Annotated in this window: 11 protein-coding genes; 4 read left to right on the top strand and 7 right to left on the bottom strand. The window is 70.6% G+C overall.

The window, feature by feature from the left end; genetic code table 11:
• Window positions 1–109: 109 nt before the first annotated feature.
• Together V6V47_RS00930 and V6V47_RS00925 are read right to left on the bottom strand one after the other, a co-directional pair.
• The gene (locus tag V6V47_RS00930) at window positions 110–535 is read right to left on the bottom strand and encodes a nucleoside deaminase (protein WP_334625972.1); all 426 of its coding nucleotides are present in this window, start codon (window positions 533–535) and stop codon (window positions 110–112) included.
• Window positions 532–1383, bottom strand: coding sequence for an LLM class flavin-dependent oxidoreductase (locus tag V6V47_RS00925; protein WP_334625971.1), 852 nt, complete (start codon window positions 1381–1383; stop codon window positions 532–534). The genes V6V47_RS00930 and V6V47_RS00925 overlap by 4 nt, the downstream gene beginning before the upstream one ends.
• A 93-nt stretch (window positions 1384–1476) precedes the next feature.
• On the opposite strand from V6V47_RS00925, the gene V6V47_RS00920 reads away from it, so the two are divergent.
• The 3 genes from V6V47_RS00920 (at window position 1477) to V6V47_RS00910 (ending at window position 6364) form a co-directional block, all read left to right on the top strand.
• Window positions 1477–1926: an Lrp/AsnC family transcriptional regulator gene (locus tag V6V47_RS00920; RefSeq protein WP_334625970.1), complete on the top strand. Its 450-nt coding sequence runs from the start codon at window positions 1477–1479 to the stop codon at window positions 1924–1926.
• Window positions 1927–2001: 75 nt separating this feature from the next.
• Window positions 2002–5775 (top strand): nSTAND1 domain-containing NTPase, encoded by a 3774-nt coding sequence (locus V6V47_RS00915; protein ID WP_334625969.1) that lies wholly within the window; start codon window positions 2002–2004, stop codon window positions 5773–5775.
• Window positions 5776–5797: 22 nt separating this feature from the next.
• The gene (locus tag V6V47_RS00910; RefSeq protein ID WP_334625968.1) at window positions 5798–6364 is read left to right on the top strand and encodes a hypothetical protein; all 567 of its coding nucleotides are present in this window, start codon (window positions 5798–5800) and stop codon (window positions 6362–6364) included.
• Between the two features lie 25 nt (window positions 6365–6389).
• Here V6V47_RS00910 and V6V47_RS00905 read toward each other — a convergent pair whose 3' ends face one another.
• Complete coding sequence (locus tag V6V47_RS00905) at window positions 6390–6944, bottom strand: VanZ family protein (RefSeq protein WP_334625967.1); 555 nt, start codon at window positions 6942–6944, stop codon at window positions 6390–6392.
• A 126-nt stretch (window positions 6945–7070) separates the two neighbouring features.
• On the opposite strand from V6V47_RS00905, the gene V6V47_RS00900 reads away from it, so the two are divergent.
• Window positions 7071–8036, top strand: a complete 966-nt coding sequence (locus V6V47_RS00900) for a hypothetical protein (RefSeq protein WP_334625966.1) — start codon at window positions 7071–7073, stop codon at window positions 8034–8036.
• Window positions 8037–8096: 60 nt separating this feature from the next.
• Here the strand turns inward: V6V47_RS00900 and V6V47_RS00895 are convergent, their stop codons facing one another.
• The 4 genes from V6V47_RS00895 to V6V47_RS00880 all read right to left on the bottom strand — a co-directional run bounded on the left by V6V47_RS00895 (window position 8097) and on the right by V6V47_RS00880 (window position 16103).
• The gene (locus tag V6V47_RS00895) at window positions 8097–13562 is read right to left on the bottom strand and encodes an ATP-binding protein (protein WP_334625965.1); all 5466 of its coding nucleotides are present in this window, start codon (window positions 13560–13562) and stop codon (window positions 8097–8099) included.
• 671 nt (window positions 13563–14233) lie between these two features.
• Complete coding sequence (locus V6V47_RS00890; RefSeq protein ID WP_334625964.1) at window positions 14234–14575, bottom strand: hypothetical protein; 342 nt, start codon at window positions 14573–14575, stop codon at window positions 14234–14236.
• The gene (locus V6V47_RS00885; protein ID WP_334625963.1) at window positions 14572–15765 is read right to left on the bottom strand and encodes a WXG100-like domain-containing protein; all 1194 of its coding nucleotides are present in this window, start codon (window positions 15763–15765) and stop codon (window positions 14572–14574) included. The genes V6V47_RS00890 and V6V47_RS00885 overlap by 4 nt, the downstream gene beginning before the upstream one ends.
• Entirely contained in the window at window positions 15762–16103 is a 342-nt protein-coding gene (locus V6V47_RS00880) for a type VII secretion target (RefSeq protein ID WP_334625962.1), read from the bottom strand. Before V6V47_RS00880 ends, V6V47_RS00885 begins: the two co-directional genes overlap by 4 nt.
• Between the last annotated feature and the right edge of the window lie 22 nt (window positions 16104–16125).

The following is a 16125-nucleotide window of genomic DNA, read 5'->3' as shown; positions in this document are numbered from 1 at the left end:
ATGACGACGAACTCGGAGGGCTGCGCCGAAACGTAGGAGGAAGCGCGACCACAAGGACAGAGCGGTTAACACTCATCGATGATTCGTAACATCAAAACTGTTTATGAACTCAGTAGTAGTTGTCGATCGGCGTGCGCGCCTCGGCGAACAGCGCCGGTCCCTCGTACCGGACCGGCGCCAGCGGCGGAGTGGCCGGTTTGACGGCCTCGAACTGCTCGCCGGACAGGCCGAACACGATCCGTCCCAGGCCGGAGCGGGAGATGGCGGTCGCGCACATGGGGCACGGCTCACAACTGGTGTACATGGTGGTGCCGGCCGCGACCTCGGGGGCGAGCTCGCGGGCCGCCCAGCGGGCCAGCTTCAGCTCCGGGTGGGCCGTGATGTCGGCGTCCGAGACCACCGTGTTGTGCTCCTCGACCAGGACGTCGCCGTCCGGGCCGACCAGCAGTGAGCCGAACGGTCGCTCGCCGGCCGCTCCGGCCCGGCTGGCGATGTCGATCGCCTGTCGAAGGAACCTCTCGTCGGCCGGGGTCATCGGGTCTCCTGACTCTTACGGTGGGCGGCGATCGCGGCCAGCGCTCGCCAGGCCCGCTCGGGCTGGCGGATCTCGGTCAGGTCGTCGTTGAAGGGGTCGAGCACCACGGTCTGCGCGCCGAGCAGTCGGAGCCGGTCCAGGTCGGCGGTGATCTGCTCGATCGTGCCGACACCGGCGAGCCGCTCAGGGTCGGTGACCGGCTGCTCGGTCATCCGGAGCGCGATCCGTGGCATCAGCGCGGGCACGGGCCGGCCCAGATCGTCGGCCGTGGCCTTCAGGCGGCTGGCCGCGTCGGTCAACCAGTCGGGCGTGTTGCGCAGCGGATGCCACGCGTCACCGAGGCGGACCGCCCGGCGCAGGGCGGCGTCGCTGTTGCCGCCGACCCAGATCGGGATTTCCGGGGTGTCGTAGTCGGCGGTGTCCCGCCAGGCCTCCCGGATGGTGCTCAAATATTCGTCGGTCAGCGCGCCGCGCTGCCGGAACGGCACCCCGAGCGCTTCGAACTCCTGTCGGAACCCACCGACCCCGACGCCGAGGATGAGCCGGTTGCCGCTGAGCCGGTTGAGGTTCGCCGCCATCCGCGCGGTGAGCAGGGGATGGCGGTACGGCAGGACGAGCACCGTCGTGCCGAGCTTCACCCGGTGGGTCACCCCGGCCAGCCACGAGAGGGTGGTGAACGGCTCATAGAACGGCGTCGGATACTGCTCGGCCACGTCCGGCGTCACGACGATGTGGTCGGAGACCATCAACAGGTCGAAGCCCAGGCCCTCCACGGTCTGCGCCCATTGCCGCAGCACGTCGGGGTCGGTGCCCGGAGCGAAGTTCGGTACGTTCACACCAATCTGCACGGATCAAAGGCTAGCGAGCTGCAAACCCCGTGTGAACCGCTTCCTACCGGCGTTGGGTGGCAACCGCCGGGGATCTACCGGTAAATTCGCCGGATGGCCGAGAATCTTGATCTCGTCGACTGGTCCATCGTCGGCGAGCTGCAGAATGACGGCCGGATCCCGCTGACTGAGCTGGCTCGACGGGTGAACCTCAGCGCCTCGGCCACGACCGAGCGGGTGCGGCGACTGGAGGCCACCGGGGTCATCACCGGCTACCGCGCGGAGGTCGACCTGACGGCCGTCGGGTTTCCCGTGCTCGCCGTGGTACGCCTCAAGTACCCCGGAAGCCGGCACGAGCCGCTGCGGCACCTGCTCGACGAGCGGTCCGAGATCCTGGAGTGTCTGCGCACCACCGGCGACGACTGCTACGTCCTCAAGGTGGCCGCGACGTCGATGGCCCATCTCGAAAAGGTCATCAACGACCTGGCGGCGCTCGGCAGCACCACCACCAATGTCGTCTACAGCGCGACCCTGCCCTACCGGGGGCCGCGGTCGGGGGTGTGACGAGGGTGTTCGGTGCCCGCCGCCCCTGGTAGGTTGCCGCATCCGTTGTGGACAGTGGACTCGGAGGTGGGGGCGTTGGGTCGTCCCGAGAAGCCGGTGGATCCCGCGTCGGGGCCGATCCAGAAGCTCGCCTGGCAGTTGCGCCAGCTCCGCGAACGGGCCGGCAACCCCAGCTACCGCGTCCTCGCGAAGCGCGCACACTATTCGGCCAGCACCCTGGCGGAGGCGGCCAAGGGCGACCGGCTCGCCTCCCTGGACGTCACCCTGGCGTACGTCGCCGCGTGCGGTGGTGACGTCGAGGAATGGCGCTCCAGGTGGTCGGCCATCCTGGCGGCAACGAGTACGTCGGACGGCCCCGCCGAGGTGGAGGAGCGCTGCCCGTACCAGGGTCTCGCACCGTTCCAGCCCGAGCAGGCCGAGTGGTTCTTCGGCCGGACCCACCTGATCGACCGGCTGCTGCGGCAGATCGAGCGGAGGCCGCTGATCGGCGTGTTCGGTGCGTCCGGCAGCGGCAAGTCGTCGCTGCTGCGCGCTGGACTGCTCGGCGCGATCGCCGCCGACCCGCAGGCGGCGCGACGGTGGCGGGTCATGTTGATGACACCGACCGACCACCCGCTCAGGGCGATGTCCGAGCAGGTCGCGAAGCTGTCCGGCAGGGATGTCCACCTCATCGGCGAGGACCTGACCGCCGAGCCGGCCGCCCTGGACCTCGCGATCCGCAACGCGTTGGCGGCCGGGCCCTCCGACGCGCGGGTACTGCTGGTGGTCGACCAGTTCGAGGAGTTGTTCACGCTCTGCGCCGACGAACGAGAACGCGGCCGGTTCATCGCGGCCCTGCTGGACGCGAGCCGCGGCGAGGACCGCCGCGCCACGGTCGTGATCGGTCTGCGTGCCGACTTCCTGGCCCACGTCATTCACCATCCGGGGCTGGCGGACGCCTTGGCCGAGGACGCCCAGGTGCTGGTGGGGCCGGTGACGGCCACCGACCTGCGCGAGATCGTCCTCCGCCCGGCGGCGCAGGTCGGCATGAGCGTCGAACCGGACCTGCTCGCCACGATCCTCGCCGAGGCGGCCGGAGAGCCGGGCGGGCTGCCCCTCGTCTCGCACGTGTTGCAGGAAGTCTGGCACCGCCGCAGCGCGGCGACGCTCAGCTTGGCCGCCTACCAGGCGAGCGGCGGCGTACGCGGGGCGATCGCCCAGACCGCCGAGCGGGTGTACGACGAGCTCGGGCCGCAGGAACGGCAGGCCGTACGCCGCATGTTCCTTCGGCTCACCGCGCTCGGTGAGGGCACCGACGACACCCGACGGCCCATCTCCCGGATCGAGCTGGACGGCATCGCCGACGAGGGCGTCATCGACGCGGTCCTCGACCGGTTGGCCGAGACCCGGCTCGTCGTCCTCGGCGACGGCACCGTGCAGGTGGCCCACGAGGCCCTGATCCGAGGTTGGCCCCGGCTGCACCGCTGGCTCACCGACGATCGGGCGAACCTGTTCATCCACCGGCGCCTCACCGACGCGGCCCACACGTGGGCGTCGCTGCAACGCGACACCGGCGCTCTGTACCGGGGAGCGCAACTGCTGGCCGCGCGGGCCTGGGCCGAGGACCACCCGGCGGAGCTCAACCAGCTCGAAGCCTCTTACCTGCGGGCCAGCAAGGACATGGCGGCGGCCGAGGACGACCGCGTCCGCCGGCACAGCCGCGTCCTGAAGCGACTCGTCGTGGGCGTGTCCGTGCTGCTGCTCGTCGCCGTACTCGCCGGCGGCCAGGCGGTCCGAGAGCGCCAGGACGCCCGCCACCAACAGCAGGTCACGCTCTCCGGCGAGCTGGCGCTGCGCGCCCGGTCGTTGCTCGTCACCGATCCCGACCTGGCCGGGCTCCTGGCCATCGAGGCGCACGAGCTGCACCGGGACGCCGACACCCGCGGGGCCGTCCTGAGCGCCTCCACGGCACCCCGACGCAGCGCGTTCAACGTCGGCGGACCGTCCATCTACTCGGTCGCGTTCAGCCCCGACCGGTCCCTGCTGGCCGCTGCCGCCGGCGACGGCACGATTGGCCTGTGGGACCCGGCGCAGGGCCGGCGCATCGCCACGCTGTCCGGTCACGCCGGCCGCGCCGCGAAGGTCGCCTTCGCCGGCGACGGGAAGCTGCTCGTCTCGCTCGGCCTCGACGGCGCCAAGGGCTCGGTCATCGTCTGGGACACCCGCACCCAGCAGCAGACCGCCCGCTTCGATGAGAAGAGCGCCGCAGCCGGCCTTGCCGTCGACACCGCGGGCACCAAGCTCGCCGTCGCGCTCGGCCCGGACCCGAAGAGCGCTGGCACCGCAGCCGGTGACGTCGCGCTCTACGACCTGCGGACCGGATCGCGGACACTGCTGCGGGGCCACCGCGTCCCGGTCACGTCCCTGACCTTCAGCCACGACGGTGGCCTCCTCGTCTCCACGAACGCCGAGGAACACCCGATCGTCTGGGACGTGGTCACCGCCCGGCCGAAGGCCCACCTCAAGGGCGAGGGCGTGGCCTCGGTCGCCTTCGGATCCTCCGGGCGCGTCCTCGCAGGCGCCGCCGACGGCCACGGCGCGTACCTCTGGGATCTCGACGGCGACCGGACCGACGCCGGCACGCCGTTGCCGCTGTCGGGGCGCTACGCCTGGGCCGTCTCGGCTCCGGCCGGCGGCCGGCTGGCCGTGGCCGACGAGAACGGCACGGTCACGGTCTGGGACCTGCACCGTCGGGAGCCGGTCCAGACGTACCAGGACCGCGGCCGCACCGAGACGGTCGCCGTCGCACTCAGTACGGACGGCACGATGCTCGCATCCGTCGGCTTCAACGGCACGATCGTCGTACACGACATGCGGGACACGGCGTTCGGTGGCTTCGCCGCGCCGGTGAAGGATGTCCGGGTCAGCCCGGACGGCACCATGGTGGCCTCCGCACACGAGGACCGGGCGGTCCGACTGTGGGACCGGCGTGGGCAGTGGACCGCCACGTTGGGCGGGCACCCGGACCAGGTCGAGGCCATCGCCTTCAGCCTGGACGGCCGCCTGCTCGCAGCGGTGACCCGCAACAACATGGTGGTCGTCTGGGACATCCAGCGTCGGCAACAGGCGATGCGGCCCCTACGATCGAGGGCCAACGCCGCCTCGACGGACGTCGCGTTCGACCCCGGTGGGCGCCTCGTCGCGACCGCCGCGCTGCGCCCGTACGTCTGGAACGTGCAGGACGCGGCGCGACCGACGGAGACGACATCGAAGTACCCATCCCGCATCGTCACCTCGCTGGTCTTCACGCCGGACGGCCGCCGGCTCCTCGGGGCGAGCGTCGGCGGCTTCCTCAACGTCTGGGACGTCGCCACGGGCGAACTGCTGGAGCGGATCGACACGGAACAGGGCGCGATCCAGGATGTCGCCAACAGTGCCGACGGCCGCCTGCTCGCCACGGCGGGGGACAGCCGCACCGTCAAGGTGTGGGACGCCGGCACGTACCGTCAGACCGCGCTCTTCGACGGCCACACCGCGCCCGTCCAGGTCCTCGCCTTCAGCGGTGACGGCCGCACCCTCGCCTCGGCGGGCGACGACCACACGATCGCACTCTGGGACGTCGTCGACCGGCAGCGGATCGCCACCCTCACCGGACACACCGCCCGGGTCCGTGGCCTCGCATTCCTCTCGGCCGACACGCTCATCTCGGGTGCGGAGGACGGCCGGATCGTCACCTGGCCGCTGGACGTCGGCGCGGCCACCGAGCACGTCTGTGGGACGGTGGGCCGCAACCTGACCAGGCAGGAGTGGACGACCAACCTGCCGTCGGTGCCGTACCGGCAGTCGTGCGCCCCGCTCTCGCCGCGCTGAGGCAGGTGGTGCTCCAGTCGCGGTGCACCTGCGGCTGCCCGATGACGAGCCGGTGACCGTCGGGCGCTATGGCGCCCGACCGCGCGAGGTCACCGCCGCACAGGCGATCGCCGAGGTACGCGGACTCGAGGATCCACGGGGCCACGAGGTGTTCGTGCCGCGCGCGATCACGGCCGCCGAGGTACGACGGACCCGTGACGTCCCGCAGGGGGTCGGTTGGCGTTACCTGCCGGCAGCCCACGGCCGTCGACCCTGCACGTGTCCCGCCTGTTTCCAGCGCGGAACGTACAAGGTGGCGAAGCTGCGCCATCGGTTCCCGTACGACGAGCCACCCAAGCCGAAGACCGAGCTGATGGCGCGGTTAAGGACCGCGACCACCGCCGACGAGATCATCGACGTGCTCTACGAGCTGGGCCGTGGTCGGCGCGGCGGGGCCGAGGAGTTGGCATACCTGGCCGATCATCCCGACCTGGACGTCCGCGACACCCTCGAAAGCGTCCTGCGGGCGTACCGCGGTCGCGAAGCGCGGCAGCTACGCGCGCGGTTACAGTCCAGTGATCCGTCGGCGGCCGACCCCGATAACCGCTGAAGCCGGTCCGCGTAACGCGGTCGACTCAGCGTGCCGGTACCGAGACCGATCGAAGTTGGTCTGACGACGCCTCGCCGATAGCGCGCCACCAGCGGCGCGATGCCAGCGCGGCCAGCCCCGCGCCCGCCGCGTTGAGCAGTACGTCGTCCACCGAGGACACCCGATCCAGCCGCAGGAGGTACTGCGCGGCCTCGACCAGGACCGAGCAACCCGCCGCGAGCGCCAAGATCCGCGATACCGACGCCAGCGCCGCGAACCGCTGCGGGGCGAAAAATCCCAGCGCCGCGAAGACCAGCAGGTTGCCGACGATCTGGCCCGTCGCCGTCAGCGGCCCGGCGGCGGCGATCGCGAGCAGGTCCCGCAGCGGCACCAGGCTCACCCGACCAGAGACGGCCCCGGCCTGGTCGCCCGGCAACATGATCATCCACACCCACGGCGCCGTCCCGTAGACGATGCCGACCTCGGCCAGCGACATCCGCCACGCCCACGCCGGCCTGGTGCCGGTAACCGTCCGACGATGCGCCAGAGCCCACACCGCCAGCGCGGCCAACGGCAGTGCGGCCACCGTGATGGATACCACGCCAGTGAACGTACCGATCCAGCCGTGCCACCCCTTGACCATGCCACCTCCGCTTCCGTCGGAACAAGGAATCTACCCAGGCGAAACATAGGTGCGCGCCAAGTGGCCGTCGCGAATGATGGCGGCGTGACGGAATACGAGAGCGTGGCCGCCGAACAGCGCCTGTACGAGGCGGTGACGCGCTGGGACGCCGGCGCGTGGTACGGCTCGGCGGAGATAATCGACGCTGCTTGTCGGGCGTTGGTCGAGGGATTGGACTCGCCGGCCCTGTGTGAACTCGCCGGCGCATCCGCGCGGGACTCCCAGTGGGACCTACGGGAGCTGGTCTCCCAGGCGTTGGCGGAGCTGCGGATTCCGTACCCCGGCACTGTTCCCACTGGTTCGGCCGTTGCCAAAGGAGGGGGTATCACTCGCCGGCTCGACGTTGACTCGCTGCGGTTGGCGGTGACTCCAGCGCCCGCTGGCGGCTTCCAAGTGCAGGTCTACGTCAACGACGTGGAGATGACCGAGGCGGGCGCAGGCCTGGGGATGGACCCGTACCAGCTGCTCGTGCCCACCAACCGTCTGCTGGCCACGTCCGAGCCACGGACGATCCCAATCGCCCGATGCGAGTGCGGAACGTACGGCTGTGGTTCCACCGACGTCACCATCCGCCGTGACGGTGACCGGGTGCACTGGGACTGGTCGATCGAGGTGCCGGCGGACCAGGGGGCAACGTTCCCAGCGGCCGGCTATGACGCCGAGGTGGCGCGGGCGGCTGCCGATCACTCGTGGGAGACGCCGGAGCGGACTGCGGGCCGACTGATCCTGACGGAGGCTGACCGGCACCGACTGCTCGCCCACGGCTTGGCACTGAGCTGGGTGGGCAATCACTACCGCGATCGTCGGCTGTTCCTGGTTGCCCTGCGCGACGCCACGTACCAGGTGTTCGTCCACATCCCTTGGCAGGACCGTACGCCACAAGAAGTGGCGCGCTCGGCCTGCGACCTCCTGGCGTCTTCTCCCGGCCAGTGGTCCGCCACCTGGCAATCAATGTACCCGGCAGTGACCGCCCCGCCCGCAATCGCCGGGCCATCCTGGCGACGGGCATAGCCCGTAACGGCGGCGTGTGTTGCCCCGCCCGGTGTCCTGGGCGGGGCAACACACGATCAACTAGCGCAGCCGAGCCTCGATGGCGTCGATGATGCGCGGACGCAGCTCCGCGGCGCTGACGACGGCGTCCACCGAGCCGACCTCGACCGCACGGTGGATGTTGTGCACCCGGTCGAACTCCGTGGCCACCTCGCCGACCTTCTCCGCGCGTACCGCCGAGCGCAGCTCGTCGAGCTCCGCGGTCAGGGCGGCGCGTTCGGTGCCGGCCGAGGCCGCGACCTGGGCTTCCAGCTCGCGCACCCGCGGGTCGGCGGCCGTGCGGGCGTTGACGTCGGCCGTGAAGACCACCGCGGCGGCCGGCGCGCCGCCGAGCACCGAGGCGTACGAGCCTTCCAACGCGAGCACCGTCATGTTCGGGTTCAACGCCTTCGAGAACACCACGAACGCGCCGCCGTGGTAGCGCGAGATCACGCAGAAGACGATGGGCCCTTGGAAGTTGACGATGGCCCGACCGATCTCGGCGCCGTACTCCAATTGCAGTTTGCGCATCGACTCCGGTGAGCCGTCGAAGCCCGACAGGTTGGCCAGCACGACGAGGGGCCGGTTGCCGCTGGCCGCGTTGATCGCCCGCGCGGCCTTCTTCGACGACATCGGGAACAGGGTGCCCGCCGTGTACGTGTCCGGGCCGTCGGTGGGCGGGAAGCCGCGCCGCGGCACCGACCGTGACTCGATGCCGAGCAGGCACACCGGGATGCCACCGAGGTGGACGTCCTGCACGACCGAGGTCTCCGCGTCGGCCATGCCCGCCCAGCGCTCCAGCACCGGGTGGTCCTGATCGGACAGCGCTCGCATCACCGTCCGGATGTCGAACGGCTTCTTCCGGTCGGGGTTGGCCTCGGCCGAGAAGATCTCGCCGACGGTGTTGAAGACGCTGCCCGCCACGTCGTGCGGGAAGGCGGAGATGTCGCGGTCCGCGGGGTCGGTGGTGACGGCCCGTCGCGGCGCGTCCTCACCGGGCGCGACGTACGTGTGGTCGTAGTGCGACATCAACACGTCCTGGGCGGCGTTCAGGTTCGGCGCCCAGTACTGCGCCTGCCCGTTCGGCCCCATCACCCGGTCGTAGCCGCCGATGCCGAAGTTGTCCTCGGCGGACACCCCACCGGAGAAGTCGAGCGCCTGCTTGCCGGTGAGCACCATCGTCGAATCCGGTGTCATCACCAGGACGCCCTTGGTGTGCATGAGCATCGTCGCCTCGGCGTTCCAGTACGGCTGAGCGCCGACGTTGATGCCCGCGACCACGATGTTGATCTCACCGCCGGCCTGGGTGAACTCGACGATCCGCTTGAGCGCCGCGGCCACCCAGTCCATGTTCTCGGTGCCCGTGGTCATGGAGATCCGGGCTCCGGAGGACAGCGACCACCACTCCAGCGGCACCCGCATCTGCTCCGCCAGGTCCAGCGCGGCGATCACGCGCCGGCACTCCGGCTCGGACAGGGCGCCCAGCGACTTCGTCGGATCGCCCAGCAGAACGACCCGGGTGACACCCTGCGGATGCCGCTCGGTCGGCGTGGTCACCAACCCGGCGACGATCGCGGCGCGGTTGCGCCCCTTCGGCCGCTCCACCGGCACCAGCGCGTGCGCGTCGTCGAGGTCGTGCTCGACGAAGTCACCCAGCCGGTCGCTCAGCTCGTACGGGTACGTCGTGTTGCGGCTGCTCGCGCGCAGCACCTTCAGCCGGTACTCGTCGAGCGGCTCGACCGGCTCCACCGGCGGCGCGCCGATGGTCATCTGCTCGGCGCCGCCCGCGGCGTCGAAGGAGATCCGCAGAGCCATCTTGGTCAGCTCGCCGGTCCGGCGGTCACGCTGCCGGGCGATGAACAGGATCTCCTCCAGCCCGGCGCCCGCGGTCGTCGGGCGCACGCGCCCGGCGATCATCCCCATCTCCTCGCGGGTGAGCTCGCTCGGCGGCCAGACGTAGACCACGATCCGGTTGGTGTTGAAGCGCGTCTTCGACGGTCGCCGCGACTGGGCGCGCCGGATCGAGTCGAGGCAGGCCGCGATCGCATCCTCGGTCGTCGGCAGCGCGACCAGCCGGCCGTCGTGCTCCCGCAGCTCGGTCAGGTCACGCACCTGCGTGAACGCGACGAGCCGCTCGTCCGACGGGTTGTCCCGTGCCACGCCCTGGAAGAGGTAGACCTCCTCGTCCGACGACGGCAGGCGGGTCAGGTCGAACTTGTGCAGCCGCTCCAACTGCATCCGCTGCGCGATGTACGGGTGCAGCCCGCGGATCAGCCGGTCCTCGGTCATCCCCGAGTCCGACGGGCGGAAGGTGAAGTGGTGGTGCATGACCGCCCCGCCGCGACCGGCGACGGTGGCGGTGAGCCGGCGGACCTGGGACGGCAGCGGGTGCGCGGCGACGACCTCCAGCAGCGCGGCCGCCAGCGCGTCGAAGTCCTCCGGCTGGTTCTCCCAGCCGAGGTAGATGTCGGCGTCGACGGCGTCCTCACCACTCGCCAGCTCGGCGAGCCCCCGCAGGGCGCTGCCCAGCGCGTCGAAGCTCACCGCGGTGGAGACCACGCTCGAGTCCGCGCCGCGCTCGGCGACCAGGAACGTGCAGCCCGTGACGTCACGGGTACGGACGCGGGTGAGTGCCTTGTTGCCGTAGTACCGCCGGGTCAGCACCTCCAACATGACCGCGTTGTCGAGGTGGTCCCGGACGAGCCGCTGACCGAGCAGACGGACCAGAGGCTCGGTGCTGCGTACCATCTCCTCGATGCGCTCGGCGCGGTCCGCCGCGTCCGGATGCGCGTCCAGGTGGCGCAGGTGCCCGCGGATCTCGGCGTAGACGCGGGCCCGATTGCGGCGCAGCAGCGGCTGGGCGAACCAGGCGAACACCACGCCGCGAGCGAGATCGGCGACCACGGGGAAGCGGACCTGCGTCGCGGCCACCAACCGCTCCAGCGCGAGACCGGCGGGCTCGCGCAGCGCCTCGTCCGGCGGGGTCTCCCGCAGCCACACGCGCAGCAGCGCGGCGATGACCGCGGCGTCGGCGGACGCGTGCTGCTGGGCCAGGAAGATCCGGAACACGGCACCTTCGAGCTCAGGGGAGCGCTCCAGGTCGGTGACACCGTAGTGGCCGAGCGCCTTGGCGAGCTTGGCCTGGAAGGCGTCCGACAATCCGGCCCGCTCGACGTCGAGGCTCTGCAGGTACTTGTGGAAGTACTCGCGGGCGCTGTGCAGGTGGGCGCCACTGTCCTCGCCCGTCGGTCGGTTGCGGCTCAGCTCGGCGAGGTCGGCGAACACCTCGACGAGGTCGAGCTCCGCGGCCAGCGGCCGCTGGCCGTCCTCGGCGGCCGCCCGGCGCGCCGTGAGGTAGTCGTCCAGCACCCGACGCTCGTCGTGCGGGTCGACGTCGAAGCCGAGCAGCAGGCCGCGCAGATCCTCCTGGCCGCGCCTGCTGCGCTCGTACGCCGGCATGTCCTCGTCGGCGACCGGCAGGTCCAGTTCGACGCCGACGGCGGCCGGGCCGTCCACGGCCTCGGCGGCGTCATCGGCGAGCGGCTCCAGGCGCAGCAGCGGCGCACCGGCCTCCACCTGGCTGCCCACCGAGACGGCGCACTCCTTCAACCGCGCCTTGAACGGCGCCCGCAGCACCGTCTCCATCTTCATGGCTTCCAGCACCAGCACCGGCGCACCGGCCTCGACCTCCGCGCCGACCTCCAGCGGAGTGGCGACGACCAGCGCGGGCATGGGGGAGCGGACCACACCGCCCTCGTCGCGGCTGACCCGGTGCGTCACGCCGTCCACCTCGACCAGGTGCGTCGGCCCGTGCGTGCTGGTGAGCAGACGGAACCGGACACCGTTGACGACGATCTGGCCGGTGTGCCGGTCGAAACGGTCGAGGTCGACGTCGGCGGTGCGCACGGTGTCGCCCACCTCGATACCGACCCGGAACCGGTGTGCGCCGACCCGCGCCACGCGCATCCGGTAGTCGACGCCGCGCAGCTTCAGGTCCAGCGGTCGACCGCTCTTGTGCTGCACCTGCGGGCGTCCGCCGAACGCCGTCGACAGCAGCCGCTGCCGCTCGACGCGCTCCTCCTCCTCGTACGCCTCGATGGCGGCGGCCGCCAACGCGACCGCGGAGTGCCGGTGTGTGACCAACCTGCCCTCGCCACGAACGCGGTCGATCCAGCCGGTGTCCGCGCTGGCGTCGATCACCTCGGGCTGGTCCAGGAGGTCGAGCACGAAGCTCTTGTTCGTCGCGCCACCCTCGATGACCACCGTGGTGTTCGCGAGCGCCCGACGCAGCTTGCCGAGCGCCTCGTGGCGAGTGCGGCCGTACGCGATGATCTTCGCGATCATTGAGTCGAAGTCGGCCGGGATGGTGTCGCCCTCACTCACGCCGGTGTCCACCCGGACGCCCGGGCCAGCGGGCAGGTCCAGCCGCGCGATACGGCCCGGCGACGGCGCGAAGTCGCGGTCCGGGTCCTCCGCGTTCAGCCGGGCCTCGATGGCGTGCCCGCGCTCCACCGGCGGCTCGCCCTCCAGCCGCCCGCCCCCGGCGACGTGCAGCTGCGCCTTGACCAGGTCGAACCCGGTGGTCAGCTCGGTGATCGGGTGCTCGACCTGCAGACGGGTGTTGACCTCGAGGAACGCGAAGAGCTGATCGCCAGGGTGGTAGAGGAACTCGACCGTTGCCGCGCCGCGGTAGCCGACCGCCACGGCCAGCCGCTCGGCGGACGCCTTGAGCTCGGCCGTCTGTGCCGGGCTGAGCACCGGCGACGCCGACTCCTCGATGACCTTTTGGTTGCGCCGCTGCACCGAGCAGTCGCGGACACCGAGCGCCCACGCGGTGCCCTGGCCGTCGGCGATCACCTGCACCTCGACGTGCCGGGCCCCGGTGACCAGGCGCTCCAGGAACACGATGCCGCTGCCGAACGCCCGCGCCGCCTCCTGGCTGGTGCGCTCGTACGCGTCGGAGAGCTCGGCCTCGTTCCGGATCACGCGGATGCCGCGCCCGCCACCGCCCGCGGTCGCCTTCAGCATCAGCGGGTAGCCGATCTCGGCCGCCGACGCACGCGCGGCATCCAGAGTCTCGACGGCACCGCGGCTCCACGGCGCAACCGGTACGCCGACCTCCTCGGCGATCAGCTTCGAGCCGATCTTGTCACCGAGCTGGCGCATCGCGTCCGGGCTCGGGCCGACGAAGGTGACTCCGATCTTCTCGCACAGCTCCGCGAAGGCCGGGTCCTCGGCGACGAAACCCCAACCGACCCAGGCGGCGTCCGCCCCGGTCTCGATCAAGGCGCGCTCCAGCGTCACCAGATTGAGGTACGGGCGGGTGGACGCGGGACCGAGGTCGTAGGCGATGTCCGCTTCGCGCACGAAAGTGGCGGTACGGTCGACGTCGGTGTACAGAGCGACGGTCTCGATCCGGACGCCGGTCTCCGCAGCCAACTCCCGGACCGCGTGGATGAGCCGCATCGCGGCTTCACCTCGGTTGACGATGGCAATACGGTTGAACACCCGACTGACCCCTTCGGTAGACCATGATCTGCACGCCAAGAGACGACTCCCGGCAGTGATCACTTTTCCGCCTGCCAGCGGGCAGCGCCATGGCGCTATGGCCGAACCATCCGGCCCTCAGTTGTAGGAACCGAACAAAAGTTTTTGGCGATCGCGCGCTGCCGGGGTGAGGGTGCATGTACGACGATGCCAAGTCACGCATAGCGTCCATGGCGTCACGCGGGGTGGGCAGAGCTTAGGTCGTCAGGGGTCTCACCCTGCGAAGGGCGTCGGCACGTCGGTGCGGTCAGACCTCGACGATCGGCCAGTCGTCGCCGAGTACCTTTCGCACTTGATCGGCCCGAGACGTGATGAGGCCGGCAGCGTTGCTGATCGCGACGAAGGGCCAGCTCCGAGGCGGCCGGCCTGTCGGGCCATACCTCCGACGACGGGGCAGTCGTCGGCCCGGTCGACGTGCAGGGCCGGTGTGATGACCCGTACGGCTGGATTGCGACGCAGCATCGACAGGTACTCGTGCTCGGTGTGGTCGAGCAGACTGTATGCCTCGACCCGCCGACAAGCCGGTGTCCCGGCACCACTGATCCGAGGGTGCTGTGGACAGGATCCCAGCGTGTGAAGCTCAACTGTGGCTGGGCTGCGGAGAGAGCCGGCTGCTGAAAGGGCGACATCGCCTACCCGGGATCGCTCGGTCCGGGCATTCCGGCTGAATAGGTCGCATCCACCAGTTCTTGAAGGTGGCGAACGACGTCGACTTTGTGTGCCGTCTCCGGGAGTTGCCGCTCGCCGGCCGCAACCAGGCCGTCCCTCCAGTGGCCGACGATCTCCTGCCGAGCTGCGGGCGGCAGCTCGTCGATCCACAGGGAGCCGAGGTTGTTGTCGACGATCTCCTGGAGGTGAGTGGCCGCCTGCCGGTCGGAAAGGCGTGCGATCAGGAACTCCAGTGTCCAGTCGAACAGCCCTCCGGTCGCGGTCCAATCGACTCCGGGCTTAAGCACGATCAGACCAGCCATCATTTCCCCACGATGAAGACTCGCGGACCGAGGTTCCGGTCCGTTATGAACTGTTCAATCCGGGCGACCTGCTCAGGAGAGAACCTCGATACGTCCACCGGCACAAGGTCGGCCTTGTCTAGGTGGCGCTCGATTTGATACTGCAGTTGGGGCCATTGCCGATCGAAGAACTGCCTCGGAAAGTTACCCACCGCATCATAGGTTCGTCCGGCGTCGTCGACCCAGTCGGCGGAGGAGTCACCAGGTGCGCGACTCAACCGCACCCCTCGTTCCTGCTCCAACCGGACCGCGGTCTCCGCCTCTCCAGGTCGGAACCTTCCGGTCGCCGGATCCATACCGAGATCGTGAATCCGTTGCTCCTCCGCCCCCATGTGGGATGGAGGCTCGCGAGGTCGCTCAGGCTCTGGAGTGCTCCGGCTCGGTGGTGATCCACCTTTCAGGAGTCGGGCGAGTGCCTGTCTCAGCCTGCCGATGAGGTCGCCGAGTCGGCGGATCAGCGGTATCAACCGCCGCAGGCTGGCCAGCAGACCCCGTAGCAGCCGAGCGATCCGCGCCGCCCAGGACGCCACGGTCGTCGTGACCTGCTCCACCACCAGCGGTGCGGCGAATCCGCCGGTGATGACGAGTTCGCCCGCGTACACGATGAGGCGGGAGACGCAGGTGGCGATGGCGTCGCGGACCAGGAGCCGGACGGCGGCGACCAGACCGGCCGCGCCTTCGGTGATTGCGGCGAGGGTGTCGGCGCCCTGCGCGAGCCCGGTGATGGCTTGCTGCTGTTCGGCGGCCCAGCCCCGGTACGCGGGTCCGGCGCTGCCGCCCCAGCCGGAGACGTCGGTGCGGACGGCGCCGGCCAGGTCGGCGGCTTCCTCGCGGAGTGATGCCGCGACGTTTCGCCAGGTCTGCGCGTGGGCGGTGATCTCCGCGGGATTGCCGGCGAGCCAGTCCAGGGCCTCGCTGAGGGGTTTGACGTGCTCGATGAGCCAGGCGATGCCGTACTGGAGCAGCGCGCCGACCGGGTCGGAGACGAAGGCGAGGGCGTCGAGGCCGGCGCTGACCACACCGAGGCTGCCGTCGATCCAACTGCCGTTCTGCACACCCTGGGCGATGAGTTCGATGTCTTCGCAGATCCAGATGCCGGCCCAGGCGCTGGGCCCGCTGTCGGAGGCGGTGGCGACGAGCGGGTTGCCTGTCACCGGTTGCCCCGCGTCGCGCGCAGGATCTGCTCGGCGTGCGCGTCGGAGGCCCGGTAGCGGTCGGCGCTGGTGCGGAGCCGCACGGCGGTGTCGCGTACCGAACTGGCCGCGGTGCCGATGCCGTCGACCAGGGTACGTTGCAGCCCGTCCAGCAGGGTCGGCATGATCGCGCAGAGCTGCCCGTACGCGTCGGTGCCCAACCGGACGTGCTGGCCGGCCTGACGGGCGGTGTCGAGGTTGTCGGCGCTGCGCTCGATGCGTGCGGCGTGGGCGGTCAGGTCCGCCGGGTCGACATGGATGCCATCATCGCTGGGCATCGAGCCGGTGCCCCGCCGCATCCAGAGCAGCCTCGTCCGCCCG

It is taken from the genome of Micromonospora sp. CPCC 205539 (assembly GCF_036906815.1).
Lineage (GTDB): Bacteria > Actinomycetota > Actinomycetes > Mycobacteriales > Micromonosporaceae > Micromonospora.
This window is presented reverse-complemented; position numbering and strand designations above follow the sequence as displayed.